The organism is Sorangium sp. So ce119 (assembly GCF_051524405.1).
GTDB lineage: Bacteria > Myxococcota_A > Polyangia > Polyangiales > Polyangiaceae > Sorangium > Sorangium cellulosum_G.
This window is the reverse complement of sequence record NZ_CP150310.1, coordinates 2893586-2907787: the sequence shown is the minus strand read 5'-3', so window position 1 is coordinate 2907787 and position 14202 is coordinate 2893586. Positions and strand designations below refer to the sequence as shown.

The window sequence follows — 14202 nt, the reverse complement described above, 5'->3', positions numbered from 1 at the left end:
CGCGCGAGAGAAATGCGCCGCGTGCAGCGCAGCTTACTCGGCCTTGGCGACCCGCGACCGCCGCTTGTGACGGCGCCGCTTCGCCTCGCTGTGATCCTCGTGGCCTTCCTTGTTCGGCGTGTCAGCCTCGCCACGGGCGGGTGTCGGCGCGGCGGACCCGCGCGCCGAGGATGAGGACGATCGGTCGCGCGCCTTCGCGTCGCGCTTGGCGACCTCGCGCGACGCGCGATCCGCCGCGTCGCGCGCGGCGGGCTTGTCGGCTTTCGCAGCCGCGCCGCGCGTGGCCACGGTCGGACCGCGCGGCGCAGCCTCGCTCCTGGCAGGGGGCTTCGCGGCCTCGCTCTTCGCGACGGCCGCCGGTGCGGGCGGGGCGACCGGCGCGGGCGGCGCGGCGCCCGCCCGGAGCGCGGCCGCGTCGGGCGCGGCGGCGAACGCGGCCGCGAGGGCCGGAGGCGCAGCGGCCCCCTGCCCCGCCGCGCCGGACTCGGCCGCGCCGACTGCCGACGCTTCCGAGGCTGCTGCCGCTGTCTGCGCGACCGTGGGTGTCTCCGCGAGCGCCGCCGCTGCATGCGCGACCGTCGCCGGAGTCTCCGCGCCCGCCGGAGTCTCCGCGCCCGCCGGAGTCTCCGCCGCCGGCGGCGCGCTCGTCACCTGCCCGTCGTTCGCACCGACATCGGGCGCAGCGGCCCGGGCCGCCTCGTGTGGCGAAGAGCCCGCGTCGCCCGCGACGTCGATCAGCCGCGCGACCGCGGGGACGCCGGCCGCGATCTCCCGCCCCTTCCCCACGGCGAGCACGCCCGCGACCGTCATCACGGCGGCGACCGCCGCGAACCCGAACACGCGGCGCCGGGAGCGCGCGCGGGCGGGCGCCTCCAGCGCCTTCAGGACGGTCTGGCGCATCTCGGTCGCGCTCTGGAAGCGGACGCTCGGGTGGCGCGCCAGCGCGCGCATCACCAGCTCGTCGACGAACGGCGGGATCTGCCGGGACGGCGCGCGCTCGCGGAGGCGCTCGGGGCTCCCCTTGATCTTCGCGTCGAGCAGCGAGACGAGGCTCGGCTCGACGAACGGCAGGCGCCCGGTGAGCATCTCGTAGAGGACGCAGCCGAGCGCATACAGATCGGCGCGCCCGTCGATGCGCCCCGACGCCGCCTGCTCGGGGGCCATGTACTCCGGCGTCCCCACGATCGCGATCGCGGCCCGCGCCGGCCCCTCCCCCGCGCCGGTCGCGTCGGCGACGCCGTCGACCTCGCCGCGATCCTCGGAGAGGCACTTCGCGAGCCCGAAGTCGAGCAGCTTCAGGCCGGCGTCGGCCAGGGAGGTCGAGGCCGCGGCGCCGCTCGGGCGCGTCAGGAACAGGTTCTCGGGCTTCACGTCCCGGTGCACGAGGCCCTCCGCGTGCGCGAGCTCGAGCGCGCTCAGCACCTTGACGGACATCGCGAGCGCGTCGCGCCAGTCGATCGCGGCCCCGCGGGCGAGCACGGCGTCGAGCGTCTCGCCCTCGAGCAGGTCCATGCCGCAGAACAGGCGGCCATCCGCCGCCATGCCGAAGTCGTGGACCTTCACGAGGTGCTCGTGGGAGAGGCGCGAGAGCACGCGCGCCTCGCGGCGGAAGCGGCCCGCGACCACGTCGGTCGCCGAGTGCTCGGCGGACACGACCTTCAGCGCCACGCGGCGGCCCAGGTCGACGTGCTCCGCCTCGTAGACGGTGCTGCTCGCGCCGGTCCCGATCTCGCGCAGCAGCCGGTACCGCGTGCCCGGCAGCATGCCCTCGTCGCCGCGCTCGGCGGAGGCCATCGCCTCCGCGCGGGGGCTCACCGGCGTCACGGCCGTGGCGCGGTGCGCCTTGGCGGCGACGACGAGGCTCGCGAACTCGCTGCGCGAGCGCCCCGGCTCGCCCGGGAAGAGCCGCTGCATCAGGTGCGCGGCCCGCGCGCGCACGCCGCGCTCGCCGCCCGGCAAGGCGACCGCCGCCCCGAGGAGCGCGGCGAGATCGCGCGCGGCGGCGCGGCTCGACGGGTACCGCACGTCCCTGTCGAAGGCGGTGAGCCTCGCGATCACGGCGTCGAGCGCCGGCGGCGCCTCGAGCCCCACGGCGATGGGCGGCGGGTCGTTCTGGTTGCGCGCGACCGCGGCCATGTGCGCCTGCGCGTCGCCCTGGAGGAAGCGCCGACCGGCGCAGAGCTCCCAGAGCATGATCCCGAGCGCGTAGAGGTCGACCCGCGCGTCGCCCGGGTCGCCGTTGGCGACCTCCGGCGCGACGTAGCCCGGCTTCGCGAACACGACGCCCGCGACCGTGTGGCAACGCCGGTTCTGCCCGCGCGCAGTGCCGAAATCGATGATCTTCACGTCGCCCGAGAACCCGAGCATCACGTTCTGGGGCGACAGGTCGCGGTGCACGATGCCGAGCGCGCCGCCCGACGGGTCCCTGCGCTCGTGCACGTGCGCGAGCGCCTCCGCGATCATCGTGGCGATCGCCACCGCCTCCGCCCAGTCGAAGCGGTGCCCGAGCTGCACCGCGCGGGCCCGGACCTCGCCGAGGCTCCGGCCCTCGACGTGCTCGACCACGGCGTACGGCTCGCCGGTCGCGGGGTCGACGTCCGCCTCGATGACCTGCGCGACGCCGGAGTGCTGGAGCTGCGCCTGCACCCGCGCCTCGTCCAGGAAGCGCGCGATGTAGCTCGGGTCGGACGCGTGCTCGCGGCGGATGATCTTCACGACCACGGGCCGCTCGGCCCCTTCGAGGCCCGTCGTCGAGGCGAGGAACACCTCGCCCATGCCTCCGCGCGCGATGCGCCGCAGGAGCACGTAGCGGCCGAGCGGCCGCGGAACGTCGTCCGCGGCGAAGCCGCTCCTGCTGGGCTCGTGCGAGGGCGGAAGAACCGGACGAGGCACGGTCACCGAGGAGTTCGCCATGGAGCGAACCTACCGGATGTAGGACAAGGTGGGCCAAGTTCGAGAGGCTCGCTTCGCCAGGCCTCCAAACTCGCCGAGATCGCTGGCGAAGCCGGCTCAGCGCACCATTTCGACACAGGGGCTCTCCAGATTATCCACAGGGTTATCCACACCCTGTCGACAAAGTCGCGCATCGGACACAGCGCGTGGGCGGAACATGGATCCGTCCAGGGAAGCCCAGAAACGCCGCGATCCCCTGCGGATCCGGGCCATTGCTCTTCCTGCGGGCCTCGGCTAATCCTTGCGAGGGATGCCGCGGCACGCTGTCCAGCGCCTGATGACCTTGCTGACGTTCGCGTTGGCGCTGGTCCTCCCGCTGCGTGCCGGCGCGGCGATCGTTCCGGTCTGCGAGGAGGACCGGATGACGCTCGTCGCTCCGCCGGACGAGCCGTCGTGCACCATCCTGACCAGCGTCGACGACGCGACGGGTGAGACGAGGGACGCGCCCATCTGCGATCCCCGCGGCGCCTCCTCGGTCGCCCCGCCCCGCACCCTGCCGATCGCTGACGATCGGATCGACGCGGCCCCCGGGTGCGATGGAGGCGATCCGTCGCCGAGCGTCGGGCCGAACTCGCGCCATCCCGTGCCCGCGAGCGAGCTCTCCAGCGCCGCGCAGCAGGCGCTGCTCGTTCCGGAGTTCGTTCTTCCTGCCCCGTTCGCGCCCGCGGCAAGCTTCTCGTTCATCGGGACGGCCGGGGGTCCGCGCGCCGGTGTCGAGCAGGGCGTCTACCACCCGCCTCGGTGAGGCGCGCTCGCCGGCGGGCCGCGGTCGTTCGCGCCGCGTGGTCTCTCGGAGATCGCGCATCAGGGCGCGAGCTCGGCGCCGCCGCGAGATCCGGAGCGTTGCCGGTCTGACCCGAGCCCGAAGGGCGCTCGTCCGGGACCACGTCGCGCAGGCGCGCCCCTCCACGGGCGGCGCGCCCCGCGCGGCCGGAGCCGGGCGCTGACGCCGGCGTGACGGGTCGAGAGCGGTCCCGGCGCTCCGCCGGGGGCTGACGCCGCGCGCACGCGGCGGCGGCTCCTTCGGCCCTGGGTGGCGAGCCATCCAGGGAGTTCGATTGGCCATCTTGTCGCGGGCGCGCCACCTGGTGTCGCGCCCGCGTTGAAGGAGGGGCCCGCGTGGCGGAGCCCCACCAACGTTGAGAGAGGAAACCATTCATGAACAAGGGAACAGCCATCGTCGGCTTTCTTCTCTGCTTCATCGCAGGGATGGGGCTGATGTGGAGCATCGATCGGAGCGCCGGCTCGCGCGGGCATGAGATCGCGGCGGCCGTGGAGGACGGGCAGCCGTGGAGCGACGAGGACGCGGCGATCCCGGTCTCGTCGAAGGACCCGCTGTGGGGCTCTCGGACGGCGCCGGTCACCATGGTCGTCTTCAGCGACTTCGAGTGTCCGTTCTGCAGCCGGGTCGAGACCACGATCAACCAGCTCAAGGAGAAGTACGGCCCCGAGAAGCTGCGGATCCTCTGGAAGAACAACCCGCTCCCCTTCCACAAGAACGCGCGCCCGGCGGCGCTCGCGGCCGAGACCGTGTTCCGCCTCGGCGGGTCGAAGGCGTTCTGGAAGTTCCACGAGCTCGCCTTCCAGAACCAGAAGGCCCTCACGCCCGCCAACTTCGAGGCGTGGGCCGCCGAGGCCGGCGTCGACAAGGCGAAGTTCAAGGCGGCGTACGATCGGCAGGAGTACATGGCCAAGATCGACGCCGACATGGCCGTCGGCAAGTCGTCCGGCGTCACCGGCACGCCTGCCTCGATCATCAACGGCGTGTTCCTGAGCGGCGCTCAGCCGGTCGACAAGTTCACCGCCGTCATCGACGAGCAGCTCAAGGCCGCGCAGGCGGCGGTCGCCTCGGGCACCAAGCCCGACAAGGTGTACGCCAAGCTCGCCGCGGAGAACAAGGCGAAGGCGCCGCCCAAGCAGGACCGCGAGCGCCCGCAGGAGGACGACAAGACCGTCTGGAAGGTGCCCGTCGGCGACGCGCCCGCCAAGGGCCCGGCGACCGCGCTGGTCACCATCGTCGAGTGGTCCGATTTCCAGTGCCCCTTCTGCAGCAAGGTCGTCCCGACGATCGACGAGCTCCTCACGACCTACGGGGACAAGGTCCGGTTCGTCTGGAAGAACAACCCGCTCCCGTTCCATCAGCGCGCCGAGCCCGCGGCCGAGCTCGCCATGGAGGCCCGCGCTCAGAAGGGCGACAAGGGCTTCTGGGACGCGTACTACCTGCTCTGGAAGAACCAGCAGAAGCTCAACGATGAGGACCTGCTCGGCTACGCCAAGGAGCTCGGGCTCGACGTCGAGAAGGTGAAGGTCGCGATCACGACCAAGAAGTACGGCGCGTCCATCGCCGCCGATCAGGAGCTCGCGGACGACCTGCAGGCGTCGGGGACCCCGCACTTCTTCATCAACGGCCGCAGGCTCGTCGGCGCGCAGCCGATCGACAAGTTCAAGACGATCGTCGACGAGGAGATCAAGAAGGCCGAGGGGCTGCTCGCGAAGGGCGTTCCGGCCAAGGACCTCTACGCCGAGATCATCAAGGACGGCAAGGAGCCGCCGCCGCCCGAGCGCAAGGAGGTCGCCGCGCCGGCGCCGAACAGCCCGTGGAAGGGCGGCGAGCGCGCCAAGGTCGTGATGCAGGTCTTCTCGGACTTCGAGTGCCCGTTCTGCAAGCGCGTCGAGGACACGGTCTCGCAGGTCTCGAAGACCTACGGCGACAAGCTGAAGATCGTGTGGCGCCACCGGCCGCTGCCGATGCACAAGAACGCGCCGCTCGCCTCTGAGGCCGCGCAGGAGGCCTACGCGCAGAAGGGCAACGCCGGGTTCTGGGCGTACCACGAGCTGCTCTTCAAGAACCAGGGGCAGCCGGAGGCCTTCTCGCGCGCCTCGCTCGAGAAGTACGCCGAGGAGGCGGGCCTCGACATGACGAAGTTCAAGAAGGCGCTCGACACGAACACCCACAAGGCGTTCGTCGAGGCCGAGAACTCCGTCGCCGACAAGGCGGGCATCAGCGGCACGCCGGCGTTCGTCGTGAACGGCTACTTCATCAGCGGCGCGCAGCCGTTCTCGAAGTTCAAGAAGCTCATCGACAAGGCCATGAAGGAGGCCGGCGAGACCGCGCCTGCCGCCGCGAAGGTGGAAGCCCCGAAGAAGCCGGCAGGCGCCGTGCAGCCCGCCGCCGCTCCGGCCGCGCCCGCCGCCCCGAAGTGAGCCGCCACCGCGCGGCCTGACTTCCCCTCCCCCAGACCAACCCGCCCCGAGGGCGGCTCCCGTGATCCGGAGAGCCGCCCACCTCCCTGATCGACGCCGCGGTCCGACGGACGCTGCGGCGCGCGCCCGTGTTTCGTGCGGCACGGCCGCCAGCCCCGTCGAGGCGCGGCAGGGCCGCCAGCTCCCGGTCGCGCGGGCAGCGTCAGCTCGTCGAGCGGAACCGCGAGCGCCCCTCGGAGGTCCACCACGCGCGGTAGCGCTGCTGGGCGGCCTCTCGCTCCTGCCGCGGGAGATCCTCGTAGTAGCCGAAGTACTCCCTGGTGATGCCCTTCAGCTCGTCGATCGCCGCGCGGCGGATCGCGGGCTTCTCGTGCGTGAGCGCGTCGATGATCCACTCGACGCGGTGGCGCTCGCCGTTCCTCGACCACCACGACGCCCACCTGCGCGCGTCGCGGCCGAGATCGTCCCGCGTGATCACGACCAGCGCCCGGGCCGCGGCCTCGACGATCGCCTCGTGAGCATCGGTGAGCGCGCTGATCAGCGCGGGCACGGCGGACCCGGCGCGGATCTCCGCCGTCGTGTCGATGGCGGTCAGCCGCCGCGTCGGCGATTCCTCGCGGTCGCGGGCGATGTGCTCGAGGCCCTGCAGGATCGGGCCGCCCGCGGGCGGCGCCACGATCAGCAAGGCGGCCGACCGGACCGCGATCCGGCGGACGGCCAGGTTGTCGTCGAAGAGCCGCGGAAGGAGCGCGTTGGCGGCCTCGGGGTACGGGAGCTCGCCGAGCACGTGCGTGGCCCAGAAGCGCACCTCGGGATCGGGCGAGGCGCTCCGCACGGTCATGAAGGGGAGCGCCGGGCGCCGGATCGCCACGATCAGCTCGAGCAGCGGTCCGCACTGCGAGGCGGGCGGCGCGGCGGCGACGCCCGCGGCGCCGTCCGGGCCGGCGAGCTGCTCACGGAAGCGCTGGCGCTCGACCCGGAGCGGGCCGGGGAAGCGCGCGGCGACGATCGAGACCGCCGTCTCACCGTTGCGCACGAGCTCGGCGAACGCCCGCGCGCCCGCCTCGCCGCCCGCGAGGACGTGCTGCAGGAGCGAGGTGTACTCCGCGCGCAGATCGCCTGCCGGAGAGGGCGAGACCGCGGCGCGCCGCTCGGACGGAGGCCGCGGGTACGCGACGGAGCCCTCGACGGCGACGGGCGTGCGACGGCGCGAGGGCGAGCGACCCGCGGCCGGCGCCGGTCCGGGCTCGCGGTGCTCCTCGCCGCCGGGCATGATCGAGCTGTCGAGCATCCACGGAGGGCGTGAGTACCGCCTCGTCCGCGCGTCCTCAGGCTCGCTGAGATCCTCCGGGGGCGAGGGGGCCGGCGCAGCAGGGATCTCGAGGTCGGGGATCTCGTCGATGGCCGCCGGCGGCGCGGGCGCCGTGACCGCCGGCATCATCGGCGCCGTGACCGCCGGCATCATCGGCGCCGTGACCGCCGTGCCCGACACGACGTCGGCGCCGGCCTCGAAGCCCAGGCGGAACTGCGGCTCGACCGGGCGGCTCGGTGCGCGCGGCATCGGTGCCGGCGGGATGGTCGAGCTGAACGCCATCGCGTGCGCGGGGCCTTCGTCCGGCTGCACGGGCTCGGCCTCCACGCCGGTGCCGCGGAGCCCGAAGGCCCTCGCGACAGCGTCGATCCCCGAGCCGCCGTCCTCCGTGGACCAGCCGCCCTGCGGCGGCGCGCCCTGCGGCGCGACGTCCGCGCTGTCGGCGCGCCGCGGCTCCCCCGGGCCGAGCGCTGCATGCACGTCGGGCCGGGCGGCCCCCGTATCTGCGGCGGGCGAGCCGTGCGTCTCGACGCGGAGCATGTTGCTCAGCTCGAGGAGCGCGGCGCGGGTGCGCATGGAGAGCGGCCCCTCCGCGGCGTGCTCGTCGGTGGGCGCGGCTGCCTCGTGCGGCGGCACGGCGGCAGGCTGCGGCGGCGCCGAGGCCCGGTGCGGCGGTACGGCGGCGGGCTGCGGCGGCGCCGAGGCCCGGTGCGGCGGCACGGCGGAGTCACGGGCCGCCGGGCTGTCGCTCTGCTGGGCTGCGCCGCTCCGGTTCAGCTTCTTCCGCAGGATGAGCCGCTCCAGCACCGTCGCGGCGAGCCCGGCGAGCGCGATGAGATCGCCGATGCTGGAGAGCTCGACCGAGGTGGCGCCGTCGTCGCCGTAGATGAGCGCGACGACGCGGCCGCGCACGACGACAGGAACGACGGCCACGGCGGCCGCGTGGACCTTCCGGCCGAGCTCGCGCTGGAGCTCGACGTCGGGGGCGCTGCCGGCGACGGCGGTGACGAGCGGCGCGCGGAGCGCGCGCGCCCTCGCGAGGACGCTCGGGCGATCGAAGGGCGCCGCGATCTTCGCGACGCGCTCGCGCTCTGCGCCTGGGCCTGCGGCGTTGCGGCCTTCGGCGCGCTCCCCGTGCACCGTGAACAGGACCGTGTACTCGAAGTACTGCTGCGCGAAGTCGAAGAGGACCGCGAGCACCGCCTCGCTCGCGTCGGCCGCGGCGAGCTGCTGCTCGGCCATGGCCAGCGTGAACGGGCCCTTCCGCCGCTGCGCGGCGGGCGCGGACCGACCCGCGGCGCGCATGGGGACCTCCGCCGCGGGCGCGCTGGACGAGCGATCGCGCCGCTCCGCGACGGCCGCCGTGGCGGCGGGCGCTGCAGCAGCGGGCGCCACGGCGGCAGGCGCCAGATCCGCGGACGCCGCGGCCGCAGGAACGAGCGCCGCGGGCGGCACGGCGACGGGCGCAACGGGAGCCGCTCCGCCGGGCTGGCGCTGGAGCGAGGCGGCCGCTTGCGGCACCGTCTCTTGCTGCACGCGGTGCGCGGCCGACGCCCGCTTCAGCCAGCCAGTCAGCAGGTAATTGCCCCGCGTCGGCGGACGCACGCCGGACGGCGCCGGCACATGCGGTGCCGGCGACGCCGCCGGCGTCACGGGCGCTGCCACCGGCGGCTCCGCCACCGCCACGACCGGCGCGGTGTGCACCGCTTCCGACGCGGCGAGCGACGCCAGCCGCGGCGCAAGCTCCTCGGAGCGCGGCGTCGGCTCTGCAGGCTCGATCGCGGGCTCTTCACGCGACGGAGCCGCGTGGTCCGGAGGCTCGGCCTCCTCGCCCGGGCCTCCTGTGGCGCTCTCGTCCCTGGCTGCAGCCGCGCTCTCTCGATGGCGCTGCGGCGCGACCTCGGTCACGCGTGACGCGGGCGCCTCGACGCGAGGCGTGCGTGCCTCGAGATAACGGAACGATGGCAGGTCGAGCGGGTATTCGGCGACGACGGTCGGCTCGTCATCCAGCTCGTGGAGCGGCGGCTTCCTCGGCGTGGGCACGGCCTCGCTGAGCACGACGTCCGCGCTCACCGTCTCCTCGTCATAGATCGAGGTCAGCGCCTCGACGGTCGGTGCATCGTCGATGCTGTGCCGCTTCTGTTCCTGCGTCTCGGCCGCCTCCGCGCGGTCATCGACCGCGGCGGGCGCGGCCGCATCGATGCGTGCGCGCGAGGCTGCACCGACTCCGGAAGGCAGCGTCGCGTCGTCGTCTGCGGCCGGCGCTGCATCGGCTCCGGAGGGCGGCGTCGCGGCGACGTCTGCGGCCGGCGCTGCATCGGCTCCGGAGGGCGGCGTCGCGGCGACGTCTGCGGCCGGCGCTGCCTCCTGCGCACCAGCAGGCGCCGCCGCCTCGCCTCCGGCGGGCGACGCCGCATCGACGCTGACGGCGCTCCCGGCGGGTGAGGCTGGCGGCGGAGGCGCTCTGGGCGGGAGCGCTGCGGCCGCCGCAGCGCTGCTCTCGACCGCCTCCGTGAGGCTCGGCTCGGCGCGCGCGTCGAGCTGCTTCACGAGCCGCGACATGCGCCGATCGAGGGCGATCCCGTGGTGCTCGGCGAGCGCCTGGCGGATGCGCACGAGCGGCGCCGCGAGCTGACGCAGGCTGACCCCCAGCGTGACGCTCAGCTTCTCCGCCACCGCCGGCGCGAGAGGCTCGGCCGTGGCGATGACCAGCGTCGCCTCGGGCTGCGGTGCCCCCATCGCCGCGGCCTCGAGATCCGTGCGCACGTCGAGCGGGAACACGCGGTGCTCGACCGCGAGATCGGCCGGCACGACCCGGAGCACCTCGGGCGACGCGGGGCGCAGGCGGCCCACGGCGGGCGGCAGCCCGAGGCTCTCCGCGAGCAGCGCCGTGAGATCGCGCTCGCGCACCGCGCCCAGCTCCAGCACGTTCGTGGCGAGGTCACCGCCGTGGAGCACCTGGCGAGCGATCGCCTCCTCGACGACTCGCATCGAGGTAACCCCATGCTGCACGAGGAGAGAGCTCAGCGTCGGCATCGAGGCGCATTCATCCGTGTGCGGTGGAAGATGGAGCACGCCCGCGACGTGCGACCCAGTTCATCCTAGACGAAGTCTTCATCGGACACGATCCGCGCGTTGGGGCCCCGAAAGACCTCGGCCTGCCATCATCGCCGCCGACCGCGTGGCAACGGCCCCACGCCTCACGCAGACTCCGGGGGAGCGTTCCCTTCAACGCCGCCGAGGGTACACGTGAAGCGCAGCCCGGTCGCAGCATGGTCCGCGCCCGACGCCGATGCGCCGCCCTCCCGGCGCTCGGACGAGGGCTCCACGGTCAGCCCGCCCCCATGCGCGTCGAGGATGCCTCGCGCGATCGCGAGCCCGAGGCCGAGCCGCTCGCGGCGGCGCGGCGCCACCGGGTCGGCGGGGATCGCCGCCCGCTCGCCGAACGGATCGAGCAACCGAGCGAGCGGCTCCGGAGGGACGGGGCCCGCCTCATCGACGACGGTCACCACCGGCCCGACGTCGGCGATCGCGACGCGGACCCGGATCGGCCGATCGCGCGACCGCAGGATGGCGAAGCCGAGCACGTACTCGAGCGCCACCCTGAGCAGCTCTGGATCCCCCTCCAGCGTGGCGTCGCCCTCGGGCTCAGCTTCGAAGGAGATGCGCACGCCGCGAGCGGCAGCCGCCCCCTCGAGGTGCGCGGCCGCGCGGCGGACGAGCTCGACGGCGTCACACCGGGCGATCGCCATCGGACGGCTCGCGTCCGCGCGGAGCCAGATGGAGTTGTCGAACTCGTCGAGCAGCCGCTTCAGCCGCTCGCCTGCGCCTCGCACGCGCTCCAGCATGTCGCGCGGCCCCGCGCCGAGGTCCTTCTGGTAACGCAAAAGATAATGGACCCCCGCGAGCATGGTCGCCAGCTCGCCCCGCAGGTCGTGGCCCACGCGCGCGAAGAACTCGTCATTCATCCACATAAACGCCTGCTCCGAATATGCAGCAGCGCGGAGCTTGAGCATCAGACGAGCAAGCCAACTGTCGTCGGGCTCACCCCGAAACGGAGGTCGCCGGCCGGCGAGGACGAACGGCGCAGAGCCCCCACCTGCGCTGGACAGTTGATGGTTGCGGATAAGCGACCTGGGCACAAGGTGTACACTGGGTTCAAGTTCCGCCTCCACCATCGTGGGGGGACCTTTCCAGAAACGCCGGCGGAAGTCGTTGCCCTCCCTGCCGCGCATCCAAGCCGGAGCACCTGGGGAGCGCTGTCAGCCGAGCCGCGAGCGGGGGAGCATGTCCGAGGCAGAGCGCAGAGAGTTCACCGAGCGGGACGAAGAGCAGGGCGACGAGGATACCCAGGTGATCGAGCGGCGGCGCCGGGTCCTCATCGTGGATGATGATCCCGACTTCCTCTTCATGGCGGAGGCGGCGCTCGCCGCGCACGGCTTCCTGGTGGAGCGGGCGGCGGGTGGCCTGCGCGGCGTGTTCCTCGCGACCCAGGACGTGCCGGATGTGATCCTGTGCGACCTGCGGATGCCCGGCATCGACGGCTTCGTCGTCGCCGAGGCGCTCCGCGCCGACCCGGCGACCCAGCACGTCGCCATCTTCGCGTGCACCGGACGGCGCGATCTCGAGGCCCGCGCCGCCCTCAACGCGTCGGCCTTCGACGGCGTGCTCGTGAAGCCGGTCGACTGGGATAGCGCCGCTCGTTTGCTCCACGAGATCATCGGACTTCGCCGACCCTACGGGCCTACCCAGGGAGAGTAGGGATTACCCTTAGACCCCCTCAGGGCAAGTGCAGGGCTGTCCCTGCGCGGGAGGGGAAATGCCCGGCGTCAGGCCGGCAATAAGGTATACAAACCTCACGTGACCCGAGCGGATCGCTCCCCTAGGTGGAGTGCGTCAGGCTGGCCGAACGACGCCGGCGCCGCTCGCGATCGATCGGCCGGCGCGCTGACGAATGGAAAGGTTCACTGGGATGGAAGTGAAGTGTGACGACAACGCGTTCTCGCCGCTGGTCCTGGTCGTGGACGACTTCCAGGACAACCGGGAGATGTTCGCGGAGTACCTGTCCTTCTCCGGCTTCCGCGTCGCCGAGGCGGCGACCGGACGCGAAGCGCTCGATCGCGCCTTCGAGCTGATCCCGGACCTCATCCTGATGGATCTGTCGCTCCCGGAGATCGACGGATGGGAGGCCACGCGCCACCTCAAGAACGACCCGCGCACGAAGCGGATCCCGATCGTCGCCCTCACCGGTCATACGCTCGCGGGGCACTCGCGCGAGGCCAAGGACGCGGGCTGCGACGCCTTCCTGACGAAGCCGTGTCTGCCGGACACGCTCGTTCTCGAGATTCGCCGCCTCCTGTCGCGAACCGAAGGCGAGGCGCGCGGAGCGCCGTCGCAGCCCGAGAGGGCGACCTGACGGGTCGATGATCGCTGGCCGAAGCACCGACGAAGTCTGCGCGGCGCACACGAACCTTCGACGCCGACGAAGCTGACGTGACGTGAAGACGGAGCCGACCAGGCAGACGACGCCGACGAGGGGGGCCACACAGACAGGACAGGCAAGAACTGGCGAGATCCACGCGACCGCGTGACCAGCGAGACCGCGAAACACGCACGTGTGCTCCCGCGTTGCCAGGACTTGACTGAGGCACCACCTGACTGTTCCGAGCACAGTCTTTCTGGCTAACTGATCGCTTGAGAGACAAGAGGGAACAAGGATGGCGGGGGTGACCAGAAAAAAAGCCGGGAAGAACGCGACGGACGGCGCGGATTCAGCGCACGGGCGCACGCTCCGCGGGCGCGCCTCGGCGGTGCCCCTCCGCGCGCCGAAGAGGGGCTCGACGTCCGCCGCGGCGAGCGGGCCTCGATCGGCAGGACCGGCTACCCTGCGCGCCAGGGTGCCCAGGCGATCGAAGGTGGACTCGGAGCGACACGCTTCACGGGGCGACGCGGCAGAGCGCGAGCGGATCGAGGAGCAGTGCCAGCGGCTGGAGCGCCGCGCGGAGGCGGCGGAGCGCATGCTCCGCGAGACCGTGTCCACCATCTCTCACGACCTCAGGAACTCGCTGAGCGTCATCGTCGTGAGCGCTCGCATGCTGCTGCGCTCGATCCCTCAGGACGGCCCGGGGCGGAGGCAGCTCGAGGCGATCACCCGCGCGGCGGACGAGATCAACCAGCTCGCGCAGGACCTCGTGGACGCGATGAGCATCGAGAGCGGCTCGCTGAAGATCGGCAAGGGCGCGCACGAGGTCGAGCCCATCCTCGACCGGGCGATCGAGCTCGTCGCGCCGACGGTCGCGCTGAAGCCGCTCGAGATCGCGAAGGAGCTGCCGCACGACGTGCCTCCCATCGCGTGCGACCGCGATCGCATCGTCCAGGTGCTCGCCAACCTGCTCGGCAACGCCCTGCGCTTCACGCCGAAGGGCGGGCGCATCACGGTGCGCGCAGAGATATCGGGCACCGACGCGCGGTTCTCGATCTCCGACACCGGCCCCGGGATCCCGTCGGACCTGCAGCCGCTGCTCTTCGCGCGCCACGCGCCGGCCCGGAGGCCCATGGGTCAGGGGATGGGCCTCGCGGCGTTCGTCACGAAGGGCATCGTGGAGGCCCACGGCGGCACGATCTGGGTCGAGAGCTCGCCCGGCCACGGCAGCACGTTCTTCTTCACCATCCCGGCCGCCGGGCTCTCGGTGCGCTCCGTCGAGGCAGAGCGCGCGTAGCCGCGCGGCGGGCGC

Annotated in this window: 8 protein-coding genes; 5 read left to right on the top strand and 3 right to left on the bottom strand. The window is 73.1% G+C overall.

Translation table 11 applies throughout. The features are described 5' to 3' along the window. Positions 1–33 precede the first annotated feature (33 nt). Complete coding sequence (locus WME76_RS11075; RefSeq protein ID WP_437960104.1) at positions 34–2913, bottom strand: serine/threonine-protein kinase; 2880 nt, start codon at positions 2911–2913, stop codon at positions 34–36. Between the two features lie 400 nt (positions 2914–3313). Between WME76_RS11075 and WME76_RS11070 the strand changes: the two genes are divergently transcribed. Together WME76_RS11070 and WME76_RS11065 are read left to right on the top strand one after the other, a co-directional pair. After that, positions 3314–3697 carry a hypothetical protein gene (locus WME76_RS11070; protein ID WP_433936109.1) on the top strand — a complete coding sequence of 128 codons (384 nt, stop codon included), beginning with the start codon at positions 3314–3316 and terminating at the stop codon, positions 3695–3697. Positions 3698–4110: 413 nt separating this feature from the next. Beyond that, complete coding sequence (locus tag WME76_RS11065; protein ID WP_437960103.1) at positions 4111–6156, top strand: DsbA family protein; 2046 nt, start codon at positions 4111–4113, stop codon at positions 6154–6156. A 202-nt stretch (positions 6157–6358) separates the two neighbouring features. Here the strand turns inward: WME76_RS11065 and WME76_RS11060 are convergent, their stop codons facing one another. Both WME76_RS11060 and WME76_RS11055 read right to left on the bottom strand, forming a co-directional pair. Further along, positions 6359–10459 carry a hypothetical protein gene (locus WME76_RS11060; protein ID WP_437960102.1) on the bottom strand — a complete coding sequence of 1367 codons (4101 nt, stop codon included), beginning with the start codon at positions 10457–10459 and terminating at the stop codon, positions 6359–6361. A gap of 209 nt (positions 10460–10668) precedes the next feature. Continuing rightward, positions 10669–11484 (bottom strand): sensor histidine kinase, encoded by an 816-nt coding sequence (locus WME76_RS11055; protein ID WP_437960101.1) that lies wholly within the window; start codon positions 11482–11484, stop codon positions 10669–10671. A 271-nt stretch (positions 11485–11755) separates the two neighbouring features. Between WME76_RS11055 and WME76_RS11050 the strand changes: the two genes are divergently transcribed. From WME76_RS11050 to WME76_RS11040, 3 genes are all read left to right on the top strand, one after another. Beyond that, on the top strand, positions 11756–12229 hold the full coding sequence (locus tag WME76_RS11050) for a response regulator (protein ID WP_437960100.1): 474 nt from the start codon (positions 11756–11758) through the stop codon (positions 12227–12229). Between the two features lie 211 nt (positions 12230–12440). Beyond that, positions 12441–12884: a response regulator gene (locus WME76_RS11045; RefSeq protein ID WP_433936104.1), complete on the top strand. Its 444-nt coding sequence runs from the start codon at positions 12441–12443 to the stop codon at positions 12882–12884. A 499-nt stretch (positions 12885–13383) separates the two neighbouring features. Next, positions 13384–14187: a sensor histidine kinase gene (locus WME76_RS11040; RefSeq protein ID WP_437960099.1), complete on the top strand. Its 804-nt coding sequence runs from the start codon at positions 13384–13386 to the stop codon at positions 14185–14187. Positions 14188–14202: the final 15 nt, after the last annotated feature.